18 protein-coding genes and 1 tRNA gene are annotated in these 21,356 nt (G+C 53.5%); 13 read left to right on the plus strand and 6 right to left on the minus strand.

The genetic code is table 11. The features are described from left to right. Positions 1-42: 42 nt before the first annotated feature. Genes JXQ85_RS04450 through JXQ85_RS04465 form a run of 4 tightly spaced genes read left to right on the plus strand, consistent with a single transcriptional unit; the run spans position 43 to position 5,179 of the window. The gene (locus JXQ85_RS04450; protein WP_421747679.1) at positions 43-1,296 is read left to right on the plus strand and encodes a sarcosine oxidase subunit beta family protein; all 1,254 of its coding nucleotides are present in this window, start codon (positions 43-45) and stop codon (positions 1,294-1,296) included. A gap of 10 nt (positions 1,297-1,306) precedes the next feature. Beyond that, a complete protein-coding gene (locus tag JXQ85_RS04455) occupies positions 1,307-1,612 on the plus strand; it encodes a sarcosine oxidase subunit delta (protein ID WP_421747680.1) in 306 nt (101 codons plus the stop codon). Beyond that, positions 1,609-4,623, plus strand: a complete 3,015-nt coding sequence (locus JXQ85_RS04460; RefSeq protein ID WP_421747681.1) for a sarcosine oxidase subunit alpha — start codon at positions 1,609-1,611, stop codon at positions 4,621-4,623. Before JXQ85_RS04455 ends, JXQ85_RS04460 begins: the two co-directional genes overlap by 4 nt. Position 4,624: 1 nt before the next feature. Beyond that, positions 4,625-5,179, plus strand: coding sequence for a sarcosine oxidase subunit gamma (locus JXQ85_RS04465; RefSeq protein ID WP_421747682.1), 555 nt, complete (start codon positions 4,625-4,627; stop codon positions 5,177-5,179). On the opposite strand, the gene JXQ85_RS04470 is transcribed toward JXQ85_RS04465, so the two are convergent. Then, complete coding sequence (locus JXQ85_RS04470) at positions 5,176-6,111, minus strand: GlxA family transcriptional regulator (RefSeq protein ID WP_421747735.1); 936 nt, start codon at positions 6,109-6,111, stop codon at positions 5,176-5,178. The two genes, JXQ85_RS04465 and JXQ85_RS04470, sit on opposite strands and share 4 nt — an antisense overlap. A gap of 246 nt (positions 6,112-6,357) precedes the next feature. Between JXQ85_RS04470 and JXQ85_RS04475 the strand changes: the two genes are divergently transcribed. Next, complete coding sequence (locus JXQ85_RS04475) at positions 6,358-8,919, plus strand: GcvT family protein (protein WP_421747683.1); 2,562 nt, start codon at positions 6,358-6,360, stop codon at positions 8,917-8,919. A gap of 89 nt (positions 8,920-9,008) precedes the next feature. Further along, positions 9,009-10,568 (plus strand): trimethylamine methyltransferase family protein, encoded by a 1,560-nt coding sequence (locus tag JXQ85_RS04480; protein ID WP_421747684.1) that lies wholly within the window; start codon positions 9,009-9,011, stop codon positions 10,566-10,568. A gap of 283 nt (positions 10,569-10,851) precedes the next feature. Here the strand turns inward: JXQ85_RS04480 and JXQ85_RS04485 are convergent. Further along, positions 10,852-10,925 (minus strand) — tRNA-Cys (locus JXQ85_RS04485). Between the two features lie 142 nt (positions 10,926-11,067). On the opposite strand from JXQ85_RS04485, the gene JXQ85_RS04490 reads away from it, so the two are divergent. The 4 genes from JXQ85_RS04490 (at position 11,068) to JXQ85_RS04505 (ending at position 14,903) form a co-directional block, all read left to right on the plus strand. Continuing rightward, complete coding sequence (locus JXQ85_RS04490; RefSeq protein ID WP_421747685.1) at positions 11,068-11,721, plus strand: protein-L-isoaspartate O-methyltransferase family protein; 654 nt, start codon at positions 11,068-11,070, stop codon at positions 11,719-11,721. Positions 11,722-11,761: 40 nt separating this feature from the next. Further along, a complete protein-coding gene (locus JXQ85_RS04495; protein WP_421747686.1) occupies positions 11,762-13,153 on the plus strand; it encodes a TolC family outer membrane protein in 1,392 nt (463 codons plus the stop codon). 73 nt (positions 13,154-13,226) lie between these two features. After that, positions 13,227-14,315: a hypothetical protein gene (locus JXQ85_RS04500; RefSeq protein WP_421747687.1), complete on the plus strand. Its 1,089-nt coding sequence runs from the start codon at positions 13,227-13,229 to the stop codon at positions 14,313-14,315. 12 nt (positions 14,316-14,327) lie between these two features. Continuing rightward, entirely contained in the window at positions 14,328-14,903 is a 576-nt protein-coding gene (locus JXQ85_RS04505; protein WP_421747688.1) for a cobalamin biosynthesis protein CobQ, read from the plus strand. A gap of 55 nt (positions 14,904-14,958) precedes the next feature. Here the strand turns inward: JXQ85_RS04505 and JXQ85_RS04510 are convergent, their stop codons facing one another. Further along, positions 14,959-15,279: a DUF6280 family protein gene (locus tag JXQ85_RS04510; protein WP_058313286.1), complete on the minus strand. Its 321-nt coding sequence runs from the start codon at positions 15,277-15,279 to the stop codon at positions 14,959-14,961. A 218-nt stretch (positions 15,280-15,497) separates the two neighbouring features. Here JXQ85_RS04510 and efp point away from each other — a divergent pair, with 218 nt between their 5' ends. Together efp and JXQ85_RS04520 are read left to right on the plus strand one after the other, a co-directional pair. Beyond that, positions 15,498-16,061: an elongation factor P gene (gene efp, locus JXQ85_RS04515; protein ID WP_421747689.1), complete on the plus strand. Its 564-nt coding sequence runs from the start codon at positions 15,498-15,500 to the stop codon at positions 16,059-16,061. A gap of 140 nt (positions 16,062-16,201) precedes the next feature. After that, entirely contained in the window at positions 16,202-16,672 is a 471-nt protein-coding gene (locus JXQ85_RS04520; protein ID WP_421747690.1) for a DM13 domain-containing protein, read from the plus strand. 18 nt (positions 16,673-16,690) lie between these two features. Here the strand turns inward: JXQ85_RS04520 and JXQ85_RS04525 are convergent, their stop codons facing one another. After that, positions 16,691-17,434: a YgfZ/GcvT domain-containing protein gene (locus JXQ85_RS04525; RefSeq protein ID WP_421747691.1), complete on the minus strand. Its 744-nt coding sequence runs from the start codon at positions 17,432-17,434 to the stop codon at positions 16,691-16,693. A 78-nt stretch (positions 17,435-17,512) separates the two neighbouring features. On the opposite strand from JXQ85_RS04525, the gene JXQ85_RS04530 reads away from it, so the two are divergent. Beyond that, positions 17,513-18,190: a TIGR04283 family arsenosugar biosynthesis glycosyltransferase gene (locus JXQ85_RS04530; protein WP_421747692.1), complete on the plus strand. Its 678-nt coding sequence runs from the start codon at positions 17,513-17,515 to the stop codon at positions 18,188-18,190. Between the two features lie 9 nt (positions 18,191-18,199). Here JXQ85_RS04530 and JXQ85_RS04535 read toward each other — a convergent pair whose 3' ends face one another. Together JXQ85_RS04535 and JXQ85_RS04540 are read right to left on the minus strand one after the other, a co-directional pair. Beyond that, entirely contained in the window at positions 18,200-20,080 is a 1,881-nt protein-coding gene (locus JXQ85_RS04535) for an ABC transporter ATP-binding protein (RefSeq protein WP_421747693.1), read from the minus strand. 111 nt (positions 20,081-20,191) lie between these two features. Then, entirely contained in the window at positions 20,192-21,295 is a 1,104-nt protein-coding gene (locus tag JXQ85_RS04540; RefSeq protein WP_421747694.1) for a pyridoxal phosphate-dependent aminotransferase, read from the minus strand. Positions 21,296-21,356: the final 61 nt, after the last annotated feature.

A 21,356-nucleotide genomic window follows, 5' to 3' on the forward strand; every position in this document is an offset into this window, starting at 1 on the left:
CCTATCGTCACATTCTGATTTCCGGGAATAGATGGGCAAGCCATGTCTCGCTTTAGTGCGCTCTCACTGCTGAAACACACGTTGGGTGGTCATAAAAATTGGACCGAACAGTGGCCCGATAGCCAACCCAAAGACGAATATGATGTTATCATCGTCGGTGCCGGTGGGCACGGGCTGGGTGCGGCGCATTATTTGGCCAAAGAACATGGCATCACCAATATTGCGGTGATCGACAAAGGCTGGCTGGGTGGTGGTAACACTGGTCGGAACACGACGATCATTCGCTCGAATTACCTATATGACGAAAGCGCGCGTCTCTACGATCACGCTGTCGATCTCTGGGAGGATCTCAGCCAAGATCTGAACTACAACGTGATGTACTCGCGACGCGGCGTCTTGATGCTGGCTCATAACGTGCATGATGTTCAAAGTTTTAGACGCCACGTGCATGCGAACCGTCTGAATGGTGTCGATAACCGCTGGCTCACTCCGGAAGAGTGCAAAGAATATTGCCCGCCCCTGAGCATTAGTAAGAACGCGCGCTACCCAGTGATGGGCGGTGCCTTGCAGGAACGCGCAGGTACAGCGCGGCATGATGCGGTGGCTTGGGGCTATGCGCGCTCTGCTGCGATGCGCGGCGTGGATATAATCCAGAACTGTCCAGTGACGGCCATTCGCCGCAATCCAGATGGATCTGTCGCAGGGGTGGAAACCGCAAAGGGCTTTATCAAAGCCAAGAAAGTTGGAGTTTCTGCGGCGGGGCATACCTCTGTTGTGATGCAGACTGCGGATGTTCAACTACCGCTGGAAAGCTATCCGCTGCAGGCTTTGGTTAGCGAGCCGGTCAAGCCGATCTTCCCCTGTGTGGTCATGTCCAACGCCGTTCATGCCTATATCAGCCAGTCCGACAAGGGCGAGCTGGTCATTGGCTCGGGGACGGACCAATACACCAGCTATAGCCAGCGTGGTGGCCTGCCATTGATCGAGCACACCGTTGCCGCGATCTCAGAAATCTTCCCGATTTTTAACCGCATGCGCATGCTGCGCAAATGGGGTGGAATCGTGGATGTGACGCCGGACCGATCGGCCATCATCTCAAAAACGCCTGTCCAAGGCCTTTACGTGAACTGTGGCTGGGGCACCGGCGGTTTTAAAGCCACACCGGGTTCCGCGCATACGTTTGCCTGGACCATCGCCAAAGACGAACCTCACCCGATAAACGCGCCTTTCACCATGGAACGTTTCCGTTCCGGGCGCCTGATTGACGAAGCGGCCGCCGCCGCTGTGGCCCACTAGGGAGATCACAATGCTATTGATCCATTGCCCTTATTGCGACGAACTGCTGCCAGAGGCGGAATTCGCCTATGCTGGCGAGGCCCATATCGTACGCCCCGAAAACCCGTCTGACGTCAGCGATGAAGAATGGGAAAAGTTCCTGTTTATTCGCGCCAACGTAAAGGGGCTGCATTTTGAACGTTGGCGCCACGTCCATGGTTGCGGGCGGTTCTTTAATGCAGTCCGCGATACCGTGTCTGACAAAATTCTGATCACCTATAAGGCGGGCGAGCCAAAGCCTGATCTTGAAAAACTACTGGCGGAGTTGGATCGATGAGCACATATCGTGTTGCCGGCAAAGGCCGTGTGAACTCTGCAAAACCGGTTCAGTTCACCTTTGATGGCAAATCTTTCCGTGGCTTCGAAGGTGATACCGTCGCTTCAGCTTTGCTGGCCAATGGCGTGCATCTGATGGGCCGCTCGTTCAAATATCACCGTCCGCGTGGGCCGGTGGCCGCTGGCTCTGAAGAGCCAAACGCTCTGATTGGTACGCGCCGGGGACCAGGCCAGTTTGAACCAAACACCCGCGCTACTATGCAAGAAATTTGGGAGGGCTTAGAGACCACCTCGCAGAACAAATACCCAAGCCTGAAATTTGATGTCGGAGCGGTCAACGACGCGGCTTATATGCTGTTTTCAGCAGGTTTTTATTACAAAACCTTCATGTGGCCGAAGAACTTCTGGCACAAGGTTTATGAGCCTTTCATTCGTGCGGCTGCGGGTCTGGGCGTGTCACCGACCGAAGAAGATCCAGATCACTATGCATCGCGCTATTTGCATTGCGATGTTCTGATTGTTGGAGCTGGTCCAACAGGTCTGGCTGCTGCCAAAGCGGCAGCGACGGACGGGTTGAAGGTTGTCATCGTTGATGAAAACTCTGAACTGGGTGGCAGCTTGCTATCTGAGCCTCAGGCGCAAATCGATGGCGCTACGGCTTGGGATTGGATCGATACCGAAACGACTGCCTTGCAGGCGCTGGGCGTCAAGATCATGACGCGCACCACGGCTATTGGCTATTATCATCAGAACATGATCGGTCTGTGCGAAAAGCTGACCGATCACCTGGTTGCGCCTTCCGCCGAAACACCGCGTGAACGCATGTGGCGTGTACGAGCGAAGCAGGTTGTTCTTGCGCAGGGCGCGCTTGAGAAGCCTTTGGTTTTCCACGGGAATGACCGTCCGGGTGTCATGCTGGCGGGCTCGGCTCAAACCTATCTGAACCGCTATGGGGTGCTTGTTGGCAAAACGCCGGTCATTGTGACCAGCCATGACAGCGCTTGGTATGCCGCTTTTGATTTGCAGGATGCCGGTGCTCGTGTGCAGGCAATTATCGACACGCGTGAAGCCGTCGATGACGTCCTCCTGCAAGCTGCGCAAAAACGCGGTATCGCTGTGAAGCTGTCTCATACGGTCACCGAAACCAAGGGCCGACTGCGTGTAAAAACCGTGCGCGTGAACCCGGTTGTGAACGGTGTCGCTGGCGCAGGTGAAGTGCTCTATTGCGACGCGCTTCTGATGTCTGGCGGCTGGACGCCGTCGTTGCATCTGTTCTCCCACACCAAAGGCTCTTTGGCGTGGGATGACGACATGACAACCTTCTTGCCAAACGAAACGCCCGAAGACTGCGTGATTGCAGGCGCAAGCCGCGGGCTTTGGGGGCTGAAGGCAGCTTTGAATGATGGGGCTGAAAAGGGTGCTGAGGTTGCTGCCGCCCTTGGTAAGGCTGCTGCTGAGAGGACCTTTGTTGTCGAACAGGATCGGGCGGGGTTTGGTGTCACCCATCGAGAATTGCCGACAGACAAAGACGCCGGCAAAGCCAAAGCTTTTGTAGATTATCAGAATGATGTGACGGCGAAAGATCTGCGTCTCGCGGTGCGTGAGGGCATGCGCTCGATTGAACACGTCAAGCGTTACACCACCAATGGTATGGCGACCGATCAAGGCAAGATGTCCAACATCAACGGTCTGAACATCGCGGCAGACGCGCTGGGCAAAAAACAGCCGGAGGTTGGCCTGACCACCTTCCGCCCGCCATACACACCGACGTCTTTCGGCGCCTTTGCAGGCTACCATCGTGGCGATCATTTCGAGATCACGCGCAAGACGCAGATTGATGGATGGGCTGAAGAACAGGGTGCAGCTTTTGAACCTGTCGGGCAATGGCGTCGCGCGTGGTTCTTCCCGAAACCGGGCGAGGACATGGACACGGCTGTGACGCGTGAATGCGCGGCGACGCGGGCGTCGGTTGGTATCTTTGACGCGTCCACATTGGGCAAGATTGAAGTTGTAGGCCCTGACGCCGTCGAATTCTTGAACCGCATGTACACCAATCCTTTCACGAAGCTGGCCGTCGGTCGCTGCCGATATGCCTTGCTGTTGGGCGATGATGGTTTTGTGCGTGATGATGGTGTGATTGGCCGCATTGGCGAAGATCGCTTTCACGTCACCACAACAACTGGTGGCGCGGCGCGTGTGCTAAACACGATGGAAGACTACTTGCAGACCGAATGGCCTGACCTCAATGTCTGGCTGACCTCAACATCCGAGCAATGGGCAGCCGTTGCTTTGAACGGCCCAAATGCTGCCAAACTTCTCGCACCACTGGTCGAGGGCATCGAACTGACGGAAGAGGCATTCCCGCACATGTCCTGTGTGGAATGCACCGTTGCCGGCCTGCCTGCGCGCCTGTTCCGCATCAGCTTTACTGGCGAAGTTGGCTTTGAAATCAACGTACCAGCTGACAAAGCGCGCCAGCTTTGGGAAGCGCTATGGGAAGCAGGACAAACATACGACATCACTGCCTATGGTACTGAAACCATGCACGTTTTACGCGCCGAGAAGGGCTACATCATTGTTGGCCAAGACACGGATGGAACTGTCACGCCACATGATATGGACATGGGATGGACGATTGGTAAGAAAAAGCCTGACTTCGTGGGTAAACGCGGTCTCGAACGCCCGGATCTAAAGGCCGCTGGCCGTCGGCATCTGGTGGGGCTTTTGACCGAGGATAAATCGAAACTGGAAGAGGGCGCACAGATTGTGTTTGACCCGAACCAGCCAATTCCGATGACCATGCGTGGGCATGTGACCTCGTCTTATGATCAGGGCACAACCGGGCGCCCAATTGCGATGGCGCTGATTGAGGGTGGGCAGGAAAAGATGGGCGAGACCGTTTATATTCCAATGCCCGACCGCACCATTGCAGCGAAAATAACCAGCCCCGTGTTCCTGGACCCGGACAACACTCGCCTGAAAATCGCGTCTGATGCGCGTAAGGAGGTTTGATATGAGCAAAGCATTCTCACATCCGCTGCCGAACGTGATCGCGATGAGCAAATCCCTAAGCGTGAAAACTGCCGCGCGTAACACACGCTTTTCTCTACGAGCGCGTGGCGATCTTGCCGCGATAGAAGCTGCGCTGGGATTGGCATTGCCGGTTAAGATTGGAACCTGCGCACGCACAGATGGCTTGGAGGTTCTCTGCCTCGGTCCGGACGAATGGTTGGTTTTGACATCTGACGCCGTTGGCGCGGAAGTTTCAGCCAAATTGGCGGGTGTCTATGGCAAAGTTCCGCACAGCCTGACGGAAATCACCGCGCGAGAAATCACCTTTACGATCAAAGGCCAGCAAGCGGCCGAATTGATGACGATTGGTTGCCCGCGCGACATCGACGCCATTCCAGTTGGCGAAGCACGCCGTACGGTCTTTGACGGCGCGACCGTGGTGCTTTGGAAAGATGCAGAAGATACCTTCCGCATCGATGTCTGGAACAGTTTCGCACCCTTTTTGGCGCAGACTCTGCAAACTGGTGCAACAGAATTGGCCTTGGAAGCTGTTTAAGAAATCTGGCTTTGCCGCATGAATTTGGGTGTTTCGCCGAATTGACGGCGGAACATGCGGCTTAGGTGTGATGAATCACAGAAACCGCAGTCCATGGCGATCTGACCTACGGGTTTGCTAGTGGTTTCGACCAAATACCGTGCGATGTCTAAGCGCATTTCTAGATAGGCTGCTTGTGGTGAGAGATTCAACGCATCGCGAAAGTGCCTCTCGATCTGGCGCTTACTATTTCCAAGCCTTTTTGACAGTTCGGTGATCGAAATCGGCACGTCTATATTCTGCTGCATCAACAATAGCGCTCGCTGCACGATGGGATCTTTGGTTTTCATACGGATCGGCGTTCCAGGTTGGGGTTTTTCCCCCTGAAGTGCTTCGTCAATGATCATCACATGAAGGCTTTTGCTAGCCTGCGCGCGGCCGACGTGGCGATCTACCAGGAAGGCCGCAAGATGCGCGGAACTAGCGCCACCAGAACATGTCAGACGATCTCGGTCCACAACAAAAATCTGATCTGAAACCGGATTAAGTCCTTCAAATTGCTCTAGGAAATCTAAGTGATGGAACCAGCTTACACAGCATTTGTAACCCTGCAGTAGTCCCGCTTGGTGCAGGAAAAAGACCCCGGTGCAGACGCCAATCAGTGGCACGTCTTGATCTGCGGCTTTGTTCAAAAACGCGTGGTAGGCCGGGGGCAACGTGGGCATTTCATCCATCAACCCACCGACCACAACGATGTAGTCAAACCGACTGGGGTCTCCTAGACGCTCGTTGGGTTGAACTGAGATACCGCTGCTCGACATAACCGGATTCATCGTGTCTGACAGCACAGTCCATTTGCACAAAACTGGCCGACTACGATCGCCTTCGTCGGCGGATAATCGCAGAACGTCAACAAAGTTTGCAAAGGCGCACAATGTGAATTTATGGGCCATGATAAAACCTACGGACAAACGCGGCCCAGTGTTGGCACCGGTAGCGCGGGACTTGGATTTCAGAGCAGGGCTTAGGTTCGGCATAACGGAATCGCGCATTGAATGGGTGTAGTTACTGTCGTAGCGATAATCCGATTTTGGCGCAAACATTCTATTTTTTACCGCAGAGTTACGGCAGCATACCGCACCTAATGATCGTCTAGGCGTTCATTAGGGTTCAATGTATTCGTGACAAGGAATGTAAGAATGGCCGGTTTTCCGAAAGAGGCACATGTGGTGATCGTTGGCCTAGGCGGGATCGTCGGGGCGTCGGTGGCGCATCACCTGATTGAAAACGGCTGGGATGATATTGTTGGCATCGATAAATCGGGCATCCCGACAGATATCGGTTCAACCGCGCATGCGTCTGATTTCTGCTTTTCGACCGGTCACGACTATCTGACATCTTGGACCACGCAGTACTCGATGGATTTCTACGAGAAGCTGGGGAACTACTCTCGGATTGGCGGACTAGAAGTGGTTCGCAAAGGCGATGATGAGCGCCTTGAGGAAGAAAAACGTCGCATTGATACTGGTAAGATTTTTGGCACCGATCTGTCGATGATCACACCTGCTGAAGCAAAAGCGAAATTTCCGCTGCTGGAAGAAGATCAAATTCAAGCAGCCCTTTGGGATCCAAATGCCGGCCTTGTCGTGCCTCGCTCCCAAACTGTTGCGGGCAAGCTAATTGATGCTGCCGAGAAATCCGGCAAATTACAGTCCTTTGCCAATACGCCTGCACTAGATTTGATCACCGAAGGTAATCGAATTGTAGGTGTGAAAACTACACGCGGTACGATCTATGCAAAACATGTGATCGTCTGTGCCGGTCTTTGGGGACGTTTGATTGCCGAAATGGCAGGAGAAGACCTGCCGGTCATGCCGGTGGATCACCCGCTGACTTTCTTCAGTGGTTACGATGAGTTCAAAGACACCGGTCTGGAGATTGGCTACCCGCTGATGCGAGATCAGGGCAACTCGGCCTATCTGCGTGACACCGGCGACCCGAACACCACTGAAGGTGGGCAGATCGAGTGGGGTTATTACTACGAAGACGATCCGCATTTGGTGCATCCAAATGAGATTCTGGAAAAAGAAGAGGCACGCCTGTCGCCCTCTCAGCGCGATCTTGAGCTCGAAGAAGTCATGGAGCCGCTGGAGCGTGCCATGGAGCTGACGCCAATTTTGGGCGAGCTGGGCTATCGCGAGAACCATTCGTTCAATGGTCTTCTGCAAACCACGACTGATGGTGGTCCATCGATTGGCGAAAGCCACAAACTGCGCGGGCTTTGGTATGCGGTGGCCATTTGGGTCAAGGATGCACCGGGCATGGCAAAGCTTTTGGCGGATTGGATGACCACGGGCCGAACACATATCGATCATAACGGGATCGATTTCGCGCGGTTCAACGACTACCAGCTCGACAAACAATACATCTTTGATCGCTGCACCGAGACCGCTAAGAAAATCTATAACCCGCCGGTTCACACCCGTGAGCCGTTCTCTTTGGGGCGTGGTATCCGTCGTTCGCCGTTTTATGAACGTGAGGTCGAGTTGGGCGGCTACTTTATGGAGCTTGGCGGCTGGGAGCGCGCGCATGGCTATGCCGCCAACGAACACCTGCTCGAGAAATACGCGGATCAAGTGCCGATGCGTGAAAACGAATGGGACAGTCGTCACTTCTGGCGGGTTTCCAACGCTGAGCAACTGGAGATGAGCGCTGATTGCGCGATCATCAACTTATCGCATTTCCACATGACTGACATTTCCGGTCCCGATCACGTGGCCCTGATGGAGTGGCTCTGCGCCGCCAAAATTGGTGGAGAACGCAATATCGGCAAGGGCATTTACACCCATATGCTGGATGACGAAGGCATGGTGCGCGCGGACTTTACCATTTTCCGTACTGAAGATCGCTGCCGGCTGGTGAATGGCGCTGATGCAGGGCCTCGCGACTATCACTACATGCGCCGCATTGCTGAGGACAAAGGCTTTGACGTGACCATCACTGACGTCACCGAAGGTTTCACCACCATCGGTATTTGGGGCCCTAATGCGCGTGAGAACCTGAAAAAGGTTGTCGCGGATCCGGCTGCTTTGGACATTGAAAACTTCCCATTTGCAGCGATTAAAAACATCGAAATTTCTGGTAAAACCGTCTCAGCTTTCCGCATTTCTTACGTCGGAGAACAGGGTTGGGAGCTGCACATGCGCTATGAAGACGGTCTGGCTGTCTGGGATGCACTACGTGCCGAAGGCATCATGGCAATGGGTGTTGAAACCTATGCCAACTCGCGTCGGATGGAGAAATCCTTGCGCCTTCAAAACGCCGATCTGCAGACTGAATACAACCTTTATGAAGCGGATTTGGCGCGCCCCAAAGTCAAAGAAGCTGACTTCCGCGGCAAAGAAAAACATCTGAAATACCGTGCGAGGGACAACCAGCCCGCGATGCTGTGTACCCTTGTCATGATAGAGAACACTGACGCATCCGGTGTGGCGCGTTATCCGGTCGGACAGATGCCAGTGCTGCATCCAGAAACCAGAGAAATTTTGGTCGATGCCATTGGTCGGCGGTCCTACACGACCTCTGTCGCCTTTGGGCCGACGATCGGAAAGAATATCGCGCAGGCCTATTTGCCTTGGGATCATTGCAAGGTCGGTCAAAAGCTCGCGGTGTCCTATTTTGATGAAATTTACGAAGTAGAGGTCGCAGGTGTCGGATATGCGCCGCTCTATGACCCGCAAAACCTTAAACCGCGCAGCTAAGATAGAATAGCGCAGTTTGAATCGTGAATATGAAACCTTGCGCGGCTGTAGAAAGTCAAAGCCGTTTGAATGTTTGGTAAGGATTAAAGATGGCAACTGAAGACGGAGCGAAGGCATCTGGACGCAGAGCGCGTCGCGGCGGTGGACGTGAAGGTCGGCGCGTTCAGCGCGGCGCAATAGGAAGTGCGGCGCCAGCCTATGTGACGCGCAAGCTGAACCCATTCGAGATTGTCTCTGAAGAGGGCCTCGCGCAAATCGAATACAACGCAGATTCTTTGCTCGAACAGGTTGGTGTTGAAGTGCGCGATACACCACGCGCGATTGAGCGGTTCAAAGCGGCAGGTGCGATGGTTGATGGGACACGCGTGCGGTTTCCGCGCGGCATGTGCCGTGAAATCATTCAGGCCTCAGCCCCTAGCGTCTATACTCAGCACGCCCGCAACGCTGCACGCAATGTGCAGATCGGTGGTGATGCGACGGTCTTTGCACCAAACTACGGCTCGCCCTTTGTGCATGACATCGACAATGGTCGCCGTTACGCGACGCTGAACGACTTTGAGAATTTCGTAAAACTGGCCTATACGGCGCCGCATATGCACCACAGTGGCGGCACGATTTGTGAACCAGTCGATATTCCTGTATCTGTGCGTCACTTGGATATGGTTTATGCGCACCTTCGCTACAGCGATAAGCCGTTTATGGGGTCTGTAACCGCTGGCTCGCGGGCGCAGGATTCCATCGATATGGCGCGCATTGGCTTTGGCGGTGATCTTGCGGATCGCACCGTCATGACCAGCTTGATCAACGCATCGTCGCCGATGGTCTGGGATGACACGATGCTGGATGCGGCCGAAGTTTATGCGGCCAATAACCAAGCCTGCATCATCACGCCCTTCATTCTGGCTGGTGCCATGGCACCAGTGACGGCTGCGGGCGTTGCAGCGCAATCATTGGCTGAAGTACTGGTTGGGATCGCTTTCACGCAGTTGGTGCGTCCGGGCGCGCCTGCAATCTTTGGTTCTTTTGCAAGCTCAATGTCGATGCAATCAGGCGCGCCAACCTTTGGCACGCCTGAACCGGCAATCGTTCTCTATACCATTGCAGCGCTTGCACGTCGTTTGGGTGTCCCATTTCGCTCTGGTGGCTCCCTTACGGCATCAAAAATCCCAGATGCGCAGGCGGCGTATGAATCTTCAGCCACGTTGCATCCTACATTGATGGCAGGCGTCAACTTTGTGTTGCACTCAGCAGGCTGGCTCGAAGGCGGCCTCGCGCTTGGCTATGAAAAGTTCATTCTAGATTGTGACCAGTTGGGATCTATGGCCGCCTTTGCGCAGGGACTTGATATGAGTCCAAATGGTCAGGCCATCGATACCCTGTTGCAACACCCTCCGGGCGAGCATCACCTTGGTACGCAACACACGCTGCAGAATTTTGAAACCGCGTTCTACACGTCTACGACAGCTGACAATAATAGCTTCGAACAATGGGCTGAAGAAGGCGAGCTTAATTCAGCCAAACGCGCCAATGCGATCTGGAAAAAGCAGCTGGAAGACTACCAAGAGCCAGCGTTGGATCCTGCCATTAACCAAGAGCTGCGCGAATTTGTTGAGCGCCGCAAAGGAGAAATCGGGCTACACGATAGCTAGATCTAAATGCAGAATAGGGCCGCAGCTTAGACGCTGCGGCCCTATTTCATTTCAGCTCGCGAGGTTGCCTAAGCGTTTTGTCCTGCTTGAGGACTTTGGTCCTCAGCTTAGTGCCTGATGTCCATAAAAATCCGCTCTTTGTGGGGGGATGTTGGCTGAAACGTATTGAACTCAAATGAGTATGAGATTTAGACGCCAATGTGCTTTGTGATTGCCTGTACTCGATAAACACACACGCTTCTAAAGCGTAGTAAGTGGCGTTGTTTCAAATCATCGAAATTTTTGGAGGCGAGTACCGGAATCGAACCGGTGTACACGGATTTGCAATCCGCTGCATAACCACTCTACCAACTCGCCGCCGTTGTGGTAGCGGGGCAATAACGCATCTGAAAACCACTCGCAAGAGAGAACCTGACGAAATCCGCACAACCAGCGTTGCCGCAGGCAAATTATTGTGGCAAGAGGGTTTTAAGCGAAAAGTGAACGAATGAGTTTAGTTATGCCCGACTACACCACACGTCGTATTGCCATGGTGGATACACAAGTCCGCCCATCCGATGTCACCAAATTCCCTATCATTCAGGCCATGCTGTCTGTACCGCGCGAACAGCTTGTTGCGCATGATCTGAAAGACGTGGCCTATCTGGGGAACAATCTGGATGTCGATGATGGCCGGGTGGTGTTAGAGCCGAGAACGTTTGCGAAAATGCTTGATGCACTGGATATTCGCAAAAACGAGTTGGTTTTGGATATTGGCACAGCATATGGCTATTCTTCCGCTGTGATCGCGCAGATGGCTGAAGCCGTCATTGCAGTTGAGGATGATGATGCGCGGGCACGAGACGCCCAGTCTGCATTGATCGATTTGAACTATGACAATGTTGTTGTTCATCAGGGCCCGTTGGCGGAAGGCGCTGCGGAACATGGGCCCTTTGACGTCATCGTTGTGCAGGGCGGCGTCGCTGAGATTTCAAAAAATCTAGAAGCACAGTTGAAAATCGGCGGTCGCATCGCATGTTTGTTTATGGATGGTCAACTTGGAGAGGTGCGTCTGGGTATGAAAACTGAGGCTGGCATCAGCTGGCGACAGATTTTCAACGCGAGCGCACCGGTTTTGGCCGGTTTTGAAAAGAAACAGGAATTTAGCCTGTAACGCCTGCAGTTTCTGCTGCAAATTTTGAAGGGTTTAGACCATGAGCATCAAACACGCCGTATTGTCATTGGCTGTTGTTTTTACGTCAATGGGAACAGTCACGGCGTCAAAGGCCGACACTTTGGCAGATGCGATGGCTGGGGCCTATGTGCACAGTGGGCTGATCGAGCAAAACCGCGCTTTGTTGCGTGTTGCGGATGAAAACGTTGCGCAAGCAGCGTCCAGCTTGCGGCCGATTATTTCTTGGTCAGCGGATTTAAATCGCCGAATTTCACAACAGACAGGTGTCAGCACAAGTGTCACGGATACAGCCACGGCAGCGCTGAGCCTAAGCTGGACTGTATATGATGGTGGTGCGCGCGCTTTTGGTAAAGAGCGTTTGAAGCAGACCGTGCTTGCGACACGTCAAACGCTTGTTTCTGTTGAGCAAAACGTGCTGCTTGCAGCTGTTCGCGCCTACATGGATGTGCGCCGCGAGAGTGAAATCGTTTCTCTGCGCCAGAACAATCTACGTGTGATTACGCGCGAGTTGCGCGCGGCAGAAGATCGCTTTGACGTAGGTGAAGTCACAAGAACAGATGTAGCTTTGGCGCAGGCGCGCCTTGCGGGTGCGCGCGCGGAGCTTGCGGTTGCCCAGGGCAATCTCTTAGCCGCGCAGGCCTCTTATTCGGCAGCAGTTGGTGAAAAACCTCATAATCTTGTCGCGCCGTCGCGTTTGCCAAGACTTTCCAAATCGGCAGATACCGCTATGGCATATGCTGTACGCAATCACCCAGATATGCTGAAGGTGCAATTTGATGTTGCTGCAGCAGATTGGGGCGTGCGTGAAGCTGATGCATCGATCTCTCCAAGCATCAGTCTGAGTGGCTCAATCAATCAGAGCAACACTTTAGGCACAGGGTCTGATACGTTGACCTCCACCATTGGTATCGGGGCAGGTGGCCCCATTTATTCAGGTGGCCGGATCGCTTCTGTGTCTCGACAGGCGATTGCGCGTCGCGACGCCGTGCGCGCCGGTCTACACGCGACACGTCATTCTGTGCGTCAAAACGTAAGTGTCGCTTGGTCTCAGTTGTTGTCCGCGCGTGCACAACGCGAAGCAAGTCGTCGCCAGATCTCTGCGTCTCGCACTGCCTTTGAAGGTGTGCGCGAGGAAGCAAAGTTGGGTGCCCGCACTACACTGGATGTGTTGAACGCTGAGCAAGAACTTTTGGATGCACAGGCCAATCAGATTTCAGCGCAATCCGCGGAGTTTATTGCGGCCTACAGTCTACAAGCCGCAATGGGTTTGTTGACGGTTGATCATCTGAATTTGGTGGTCGAAAAATACGATCCTGAAGCCTATTATAATCAGGTGAATACAGCGCCTGCCAAACTCAGCAAACGTGGCCGTCAGTTGGACAAAATCTTGCGTCGGATTGAAAACCAATAACAATTTGTTCTATTGGTTGTGCGCTGCGGACTTCGTCGCTAAACTTAACGGCGAGGTAGAGTGGTGATTGCTAATGTCTGATCCCGTGAAAAACAGTGAAATCGAAGATGTCTTGTCTTCGATCCGTCGCTTGGTGTCGGAGAATCACACAGAACCTGCGCGATCTGAAAAGGTGACAGCGGCTGCGGCTTCAGCGTCGCCAGCTTATGAGCCACCTGTTCAACATGAAGAAGCGCAAAGCGAAAAAACCTCTGATCGCGCGGCCTCAGAACGTTTGGTTCTGACGCCCTCGTTGCGCATTCCGGAAAAGGCCACGGAAGCTTCCGAACCGCATGCGACGTCTCCAGTGGCCGACACGCCTTTTGTGAACAGCCTGAAAGAAGATCTACAGCCGTTGCGTGAACGTCTGCCAAGTTTCTTGCAAGAGCGTCGCGAGGAAGATGCTGACGCTGAGAGCAGCGAACTGCGTGATGAGATCGCTGAAGTAGAGCAAACCATCGTTGATGAAGCGCCATATATGGATGTTCAGATCGACGAGAGTTCCGATGCCGAAGAGCCAGCTGAAAACACTGTCCTCTTTCCGGTGCCAGAAGAGCTGACATTTGAATCCGCTCGGGCGACTGAAAGTTCAGAAGAACAAGTTGATCCAAGCGATATGCGACCTTGGGAGATCGCAGGCGAACGGCTTTCAGAATGGCATAGCGTGCGTTCTGATCAATCACCCGCGACGGCAGCCGGGTTTGAACCTGATGGTCCCGAAGATGGTGACAATGCCGGCATGCCTGTGTCTGCGTTGACCTGGGAAGATCACGACAGTGCAGCTGATGAAGATACCGCCGATGTCTCTGCTGAAAATGCGGAAGTAAGCATTGAAGATGCTGAAGTTGTTGCGGAACCCATTGTCGAAGCAGTTGTTGAAACCGTCATCGAGCAAGCAACGCCTGATGATACCGCGTCGATGGAAACCCTATCCGCAGAACAGATCGAAGCTGAATCTTACGAGACGGTTCTAGACGAAGAAATGCTGCGCGAATTGGTCGGTGAAATTGTGCGTCAGGAACTCCAAGGCCCTCTTGGTGAACGCATCACACGCAACGTACGCAAGTTGGTGCGCCGTGAAATCAACAGAGCGTTGACAGCTCGCAGCTTTAACGACGGTTAAGGGGCGGGCAGGGTGAACACGCCTGCACATCTCTTGCTGGGTTGGGCTGTTTTTGGTCGTCGAAAATCCAAGACTATTGTTGCAGCCGCGCTGATTGGCGCTTTGCTACCTGATCTTTCGCTTTACCTCCTAGCTGGAACATCGTTGTTCGTTCTCGGGATAACGCCAGAGGTTGTCTTCGGTGAGCTTTATTTCTCGGAGCTTTGGCAAACGATCTTTGCGATCGATAATTCTTTCATTATTTGGAGCGGATTGCTGGCGTTGGCGATGTGGTCGCAACGCAGCTGGGCAATTGCGCTCTGCGGAGCAGCCCTATTGCATTTGGCCTTGGATTTTCCGCTGCATCATGACGATGGTCGAGCCCATTTTTGGCCCATCAGCGATTGGATATTTGCAAGCCCTGTCAGCTATTGGGACAACCGCCACTTTGGTTCAATTGTTGGACCGATCGAGCTTGGGTTGGCCGTCGGATGTTCCGTTGCGATCTTGTCAGGGCGCGTTTGGCAGTGGCTCACTCTGCCTGTGGCAATCCTTCTGATGCTCGAAGCGTTTGTCGTGTTGCAGTGGTTCTTTTGGGATTTGGCATAAAAAAACGCGCGCCGCAGTGGCACGCGTTTTTTTGCTAAATGGCAGCTGTATTGGCTTACGCCGCTTCGCTTTCTTGTGCAGCGTTGCGACGTTCACTTTCCTCACGGGAAAGCGCAACAGATGTACGAACACCTTTACCGACGAAGTCCATCAGACCGGAAACAACCCGTTCGTTTGGGTCGATACCCGCGCAAGACAGCACTTCGCGCCCATCGCGAGAGCGTGCCCAACGGGCGATTTGATCTGGGCCGTTGCCGTACTTTTTATCGTCAGCAATTGCATCATCCAACGCGGCTAGGACGACCGCCGCAAATAGTTTGCGAGCGCGGTTGCCCTGTTCGTTATTAAAAGCCGTGCCATCAACGAAATCTTTCATCTCGTCGTCCTTGTATTATTGGTCTTGTGTTTCTGGCGTGAGGGGGCTTATGACCTATTTTATTCGATTCGGGTACCCTGAATTTGCATAGCATTTATGCAATCAGCGCATATCTTCCACGCATCGACCTACGACATAGGCTGCCTTGTCTCCTATCAACATGCGATATATAGGTCTGATCCAAATCCGATCAACCTTATTGTCATGGTTTAGTCACAATGCCAAAAATCAATGGTAACGAAATTCGCCCCGGCAACGTGCTGGAACACAACGGCGGCCTGTGGGCTGCTGTTAAGGTCGACCACGTAAAGCCTGGTAAAGGCGGCGCTTTTGCTCAAGTTGAAATGAAGAACCTGCGCAACGGTTCCAAATTGAACGAACGCTTCCGTAGCGCAGACAAAGTTGAACGCGTGCGTCTGGAGCAAAAGGACATGCAGTTCCTCTATGAGGACGACGGCATGTTGATCTTCATGGACACTGAAACCTACGATCAGGTGCAAGTTGCTTCTGATCTTCTGGGCGACCGCCGCCCATTCCTGCAGGATGGTATGACGATTGTGGTGGAGTTCTACGACGCTGAAGCTTTGAACGCGTCAGTCCCTCAGAAGGTGACATGCAAAATTGTCGAAACTGAGCCTGTTGTAAAAGGCCAAACCGCAGCGAACTCTTTCAAGCCTGCGATTTTGGACAATGGCGTGAAAGTCATGGTGCCTCCGTTTGTGGGCCAAGATGAGATGATCATCGTGGACACGATCGCGATGGAATATTCAGAACGCGCCTAATCATCATCTTATGATGCATTCTTAAAAAGCCGCCCCAGCAAGGGCGGCTTTCTTTTTGCCCGTGCTGGGCGCGTGCTTCAATCTTTACAGAGCGCTGGCACCTCGCCACACTGAGCGCATAAACATGGAGGAGGGGACGCATGTTTCGTTTGATGGCTTTGACAGTTTCACATGTCGCGGCATTGGTGATTGGGATCGGCTTGGGGATTTACCTGCTGCCAATTTTGACGGCACCTGACAATCCTGATGCGTCTGAAATTCAGAAACAGGCAGAATCTGCAATGTTTAGCGGAGAGTTTACGCGGGATCTGAAAGGCAGTGACTTTTTACACTGGGGTGAAGGTACGATCAGCCTGTCTCCTTCGATGATCGTACATGAAGGGGCTCTGGCCCCGGGGCCGGACTATAAGCTCTACCTTACCAAAGGTTTCGTTGAAAACGAGGAAGGGTTTGAGGCAGTGAAGTCAGAGGCCGTCTTGGTTGGCGACGTAAAGACCTTCGGAGGGTTGATTTTAGATATTCCTGCAGGTGTGGATATTCACGCCTATGACACGGTTGTGGTCTGGTGCGAAAGTTTCGGTGAATTTATCACCTCGGCGCAGTATCAGTAATTCTGCCGATCCTGTTGCTTATGCCTCATCCAAGATGACTTCGGCCTCACCTGCCATGAGCTTACCTTTAGCGCGGTTAAACCGCAGATAGGCGAGGGCCTTGCCATCGGCTACGCTGTGCAATATGCCAGCGGGCTTACCGTCGGCAGTGATCTGGGTACCCGGTTCCGCGGTGCCCTTAATAGACACTCGCACTAAGCCTTTGCGCAATTCAGTTTTGTGTTTCATGCGGGCCGTGACTTCTTGGCCGACGTAACATCCTTTCCGGAAATCGACGCCGCTGAGACGTTCAAACCCCATTTCAAGGATATAGCTGTCGGGTCCCAGCTCGACGCCGCTTTGAGGGACGCTTGCAGCTACCTGTAGGGCGGCCCAGTCCACAGTGTCATCTGCCTGAACTTCAGGTCGATAAGCACGCCAGCCGAGGGTGTCGGCGCGTGGATCTTGGAACGCATCCTCTGGCGCATCACCAAGGCCACGATGCACATGAAGCATGCAGTCCTCGATGGTGACATCAGCGCGCAGTTTATACATGCTCAGGCGGGTCTTTAGCATCACCGCAAGGCTTTCATGCACATCCAGAAGGATGCCATCACCATGACGGCTGAGGAAAAAGTCAGCCAAATACTTGCCTTGAGGCGTCAGGATTGCGGCATACACTAGCCCTTGATCGATCTTGTCGACATCATTGGTCACCAACCCTTGTAGAAAGCTTTGGGCGTCGGATCCTGTGATGGTCAAAAGGCTGCGATTGTCGCTCATGGGGTCCCTCAGGCATAATCCTGTATCTTGCAGTGATCTTAATATAGACAGGCGCTGGCCTTGCAACAGGGGGATGGGATGCGCGCGCCAGTTTCTGTGGTGATACCAACACTAAATGCGGAAGGCGACTTGCCTGATACTCTGTTGGCTTTGATGGAGGGATTGGCCAGCGGAGTCATTCGCGAAGTCATCATCAGTGACGGTGGTTCAAGTGACGCCACGCAAAGGATTTGTGAAGATGCAGGCGCGGTTTGGGTACATGGTGCTCCCTCGCGCGGCGGGCAGCTTAAGCGAGGGGCTGAGGCTGCACAGGGCGAATGGCTGCTGTTCCTGCATGCAGATACCATTTTGTCGGATGGGTGGACAAAGGCGGTTGAATCGCATCTGGAAACCGGCCAGGCAGGCTACGGATTGCTGCGCTTTTCTGACGGAGGTTTGGCCGGACGTATCGTTGCAGGCTGGGCGAACCTGCGTTCTCGTGTTTTTGGGTTACCTTATGGCGATCAAAGCCTTTTGCTGCCGCGTGCGCTGTATCTACAGGTGGGCGGCTTTCAAGACATTCCCTTAATGGAAGATGTTGCAATGGCACATGCGCTGAAGGGCCGGATGCAACCGCTTGCCTATGTGGCAGCCACTTCGGCAGTTCGATACCAAAAACAGGGCTGGCTGCGGCGCGGGCGTAAAAACCTATGGCTGATCATGAGATACTTTGCCGGTGCAAGCCCTGAGACACTGGCTAAAGAATACCGTCGCTAAATAGGGCTTTTAGATACGCGGTAAGCGGCCAAGCATTTTGGCCCAAAAACCCTTCTTCGCGGTTGTTGATTTCACCGCAGGCAAAGTCGATTTGCGTGCGGATTCCTCGGCACTTGGGCCATCGGAGGAGAACTGTAAATTGTAAAGCTCTGCATAGGGGCCATTCAGCGCCAACAGCTCTGTATGAGTGCCTTGTTCAACGACGCGGCCCTTGTCCATCACCACAATCTTATCGGCATCCCGCACCGTCGATAGACGGTGGGCAATGACCAAAGTTGTGTGGTTCTTAGACAGCCGATCCAATGCGTCCTGAACTAAGACTTCTGATTGCGCGTCAAGCGCAGAGGTCGCTTCGTCCAGCAACAACACAGGTGTGTTGCGCAACAAAGCCCGCGCAATGACCACACGTTGGCGTTGTCCACCGGACAATCCGCTGCCGCGCGGGCCGACGCGCGTATCAAGCCCATCCGGCATTTTCATCACGAAGTCGCTGACATGGGCGGCGTCCAGCGCTGCCATCAGTTCTTTTTCAGTGACTTGATCACGCCCCAAAAGAACGTTTTCACGCAGGGTCTCGTCAAAGAGCATGGCGTCTTGAGACACGACAGAGAAGAGATCCCGCAGGTTTTCAAGTGATAGATCGCGGATTGCCACCCCGCCGACCGTTACCGTTCCGTTTTGCGGATCGACCAAACGGGTCAGCAGATTAAAGATCGTGGACTTACCAGCCCCGGACGCTCCAACAATGGCGGTGGTTTGCCCAGCTTTTGCTGTGAAGCTTGTGCCGTTCAGAACCTGAGTGTCGCCGTAGGACAATTTCACATCCTGTAAAACGATGTCGCCGGTTTCTCGCGGGACAGGTTTGGGATTTGGCGGAGAGACAAGCGTGGGCTCGTGCTCAAGCAGCTCTTTAAGGCGCTCAATGCTGGCGGCTGCCACTTGCCATTGCCCACTCACAGCTCCGAGGCGTCGGAGAGGCTCGAATGCAATGCCAAGTGCTGTGAAAAACGTCATGAATTCACCGACGGTTTTTTCGCCTGCGATGATCTCGCCGCCGCCATAAATGAGCACACCCAAAAATCCAACGCCTGCCATGATGTCGATCAGGCCGGGAATAGCGGCTGCACCGGCTGCTGAGCGGACTTCGGTACGTACAAGCGTATCGGTCAGATTGCGATATTGGCGCGATTGATAGTTTTCCAAGCGATTGAGTTTTACCGCAACGATACCATGGAAAATTTCATCCAGACGTGTCGCCAGTTTAGCGCCTAAGTCTCGTGCTTCGCGTGCGCGACGTCGAACAAATTTCTGTACGAGGATCGAAGGTAGGACCAACACAGGGGTGCCAATGCAGGCCACCAATGTCCACTTCCAATCTACACTGATTGCAACCCCCATCAGCGCAATCAGTGCAATCGCATCACGGCCAGCACCGGTCACGATGATATTCCAAACATTGTTGATCGTTAGGACGTCAGCTTGAAGCCGTTGGATCAGATATCCTGGCGGATGTGTTTGGTGAAAACTATTGTCCTGACGCATTAAACGATCCAGCAATTGTGTGCGCAGATCCGCAGCTGTTTTCTGCGAAATATGCGTCAGCAAAACACGCTGCGCCATGCCAGCAAGGGCGCGGCTCACAAATATACCAAAAATGACGGCCCCAACCCATTTGAGCGCGGATGTGTCTCCAGACAGAAAAACACCGTCAAACATCGGCTGCATCATCCAACTCAGCGCGGCCAGCATAGAGCCTTCCACGCTCATAAAGAGCAATGCAAGTAAAAGAAGTCCGATGTGCTTTGATAGAAATTTCTTCCAAAGCCAAACGATCAGTCGTTGGTTTTCATCGGCAGACGGCTTGTCGATGGTGAGGGCATCTTGTGACACGGTGGAGAATGAATCCTTTGGGCGGTCTAGCGTTTAGACAATCCTGACCCTATGCGTTCAAAGTGGGGACTTCAAATGCGTTTTGAGCATTCTCAATCTACCGCATCGGTTTCACTGAAGTGTTTTTAGAACCTTCGCAAAGGTATCGGCGAAAATATCAAGCTCTTCACGTGGGCCGCAGCTTACCCGGATGCACCGGTTTTGAGGTGATATGAACGGCATGCGAATGAACACGCTCTCGATCGCGAGGGCCTCAAGAACGGACTTGGCAAAATCGCCATCTCTGCCGGTATCAATTGCAACGAAATTGGTGGCTGATGGTATCGTCGTCATCGCATGCGTGATTGCAATCTCATTGATATATTCGCGTGCATCGTGGACACGTGATCTGGTTTGTAAAAGCCAGTCTTGGTCTTGTAATGCGGCCAATGCGGCTGCTTGGCTGGCGCGGTTCATACCAAAATGGTTGCGGATTTTGTCAAAATTTTTGACCAGTGCGCGTGCTCCCATCGCGTAGCCAACACGCGCCCCTGCCAAGCCATATCCTTTTGAAAAGGTACGCATGCGAATGACCTTTGGGTGCTCAACCGAGTACTCCGCTTCGGTGCCGTTAGGGGCTAAATCAACGTAGGCCTCGTCTAAGATCAAAAGGCAGCCGTCGGGAATGTCATCCAGCAGTGCAGTGATCGTACTGCCAGCGTGCCAGGAACCCATTGGGTTGTCCGGGTTGGCGAAGTAAATCAGTTTCGCATCCACCTCTTTGGCCTTGGCGATCAGTGTGGGCAGATCTTCGTGATCGTTCAAATAAGGAATTGTTTCGATCACTCCGCCAAACCCAGCCACATGATAGTTGAACGTTGGATATGCGCCCAGCGACGTAACCACGCGATCTCCCGGCGCGATTAGCATGCGGCTGAGATAACCCAAGAGGCCATCGATACCTTCACCCACAACGATGTTTTCCGGCTTCACCTGGTGGAAATCTGCCAGCGCGTGGCGCAAATCATGATTTTCTGGATCACCGTATTTCCAGATATCGCCAGCCGCGTTTCGGAAGGCTTCGATTGCCGCAGGACTTGGTCCAAACCCATTTTCATTTGCACCGAGCCGCGCTCGAAAGATTTGGCCACTGGTACGCTCCTGTGTTTCTGGTCCCACAAAAGGAACGGTCGAGGGCAGGGCGGCAACGGTTGAGGTGTAACGTGGGTCAGTCATACTGTCTTATCGCGCGAATGCCGGTGGTATCGCAAGAGCAACGCATGATGACCGTTAAATG

This window comes from Cognatishimia sp. (assembly GCF_049116455.1).
In the GTDB taxonomy this organism is placed as follows: Bacteria; Pseudomonadota; Alphaproteobacteria; order Rhodobacterales; family Rhodobacteraceae; genus Cognatishimia.

What these genes read in the sequence shown, in the direction of transcription:
- JXQ85_RS04450 (WP_421747679.1), top strand. Translation starts at nt 43, where the DNA reads ATGTCTCGCTTTAGTGCGCTCTCACTGCTGAAACACACGTTGGGTGGT.
- JXQ85_RS04455 (WP_421747680.1), top strand. Translation starts at nt 1,307, where the DNA reads ATGCTATTGATCCATTGCCCTTATTGCGACGAACTGCTGCCAGAGGCG.
- JXQ85_RS04460 (WP_421747681.1), top strand. Translation starts at nt 1,609, where the DNA reads ATGAGCACATATCGTGTTGCCGGCAAAGGCCGTGTGAACTCTGCAAAA.
- JXQ85_RS04465 (WP_421747682.1), top strand. Translation starts at nt 4,625, where the DNA reads ATGAGCAAAGCATTCTCACATCCGCTGCCGAACGTGATCGCGATGAGC.
- JXQ85_RS04470 (WP_421747735.1), bottom strand. Translation starts at nt 6,111, where the DNA reads ATGGCCCATAAATTCACATTGTGCGCCTTTGCAAACTTTGTTGACGTT.
- JXQ85_RS04475 (WP_421747683.1), top strand. Translation starts at nt 6,358, where the DNA reads ATGGCCGGTTTTCCGAAAGAGGCACATGTGGTGATCGTTGGCCTAGGC.
- JXQ85_RS04480 (WP_421747684.1), top strand. Translation starts at nt 9,009, where the DNA reads ATGGCAACTGAAGACGGAGCGAAGGCATCTGGACGCAGAGCGCGTCGC.
- JXQ85_RS04490 (WP_421747685.1), top strand. Translation starts at nt 11,068, where the DNA reads ATGCCCGACTACACCACACGTCGTATTGCCATGGTGGATACACAAGTC.
- JXQ85_RS04495 (WP_421747686.1), top strand. Translation starts at nt 11,762, where the DNA reads ATGAGCATCAAACACGCCGTATTGTCATTGGCTGTTGTTTTTACGTCA.
- JXQ85_RS04500 (WP_421747687.1), top strand. Translation starts at nt 13,227, where the DNA reads ATGTCTGATCCCGTGAAAAACAGTGAAATCGAAGATGTCTTGTCTTCG.
- JXQ85_RS04510 (WP_058313286.1), bottom strand. Translation starts at nt 15,279, where the DNA reads ATGAAAGATTTCGTTGATGGCACGGCTTTTAATAACGAACAGGGCAAC.
- efp (WP_421747689.1), top strand. Translation starts at nt 15,498, where the DNA reads ATGCCAAAAATCAATGGTAACGAAATTCGCCCCGGCAACGTGCTGGAA.
- JXQ85_RS04520 (WP_421747690.1), top strand. Translation starts at nt 16,202, where the DNA reads ATGTTTCGTTTGATGGCTTTGACAGTTTCACATGTCGCGGCATTGGTG.
- JXQ85_RS04525 (WP_421747691.1), bottom strand. Translation starts at nt 17,434, where the DNA reads ATGAGCGACAATCGCAGCCTTTTGACCATCACAGGATCCGACGCCCAA.
- JXQ85_RS04530 (WP_421747692.1), top strand. Translation starts at nt 17,513, where the DNA reads ATGCGCGCGCCAGTTTCTGTGGTGATACCAACACTAAATGCGGAAGGC.
- JXQ85_RS04540 (WP_421747694.1), bottom strand. Translation starts at nt 21,295, where the DNA reads ATGACTGACCCACGTTACACCTCAACCGTTGCCGCCCTGCCCTCGACC.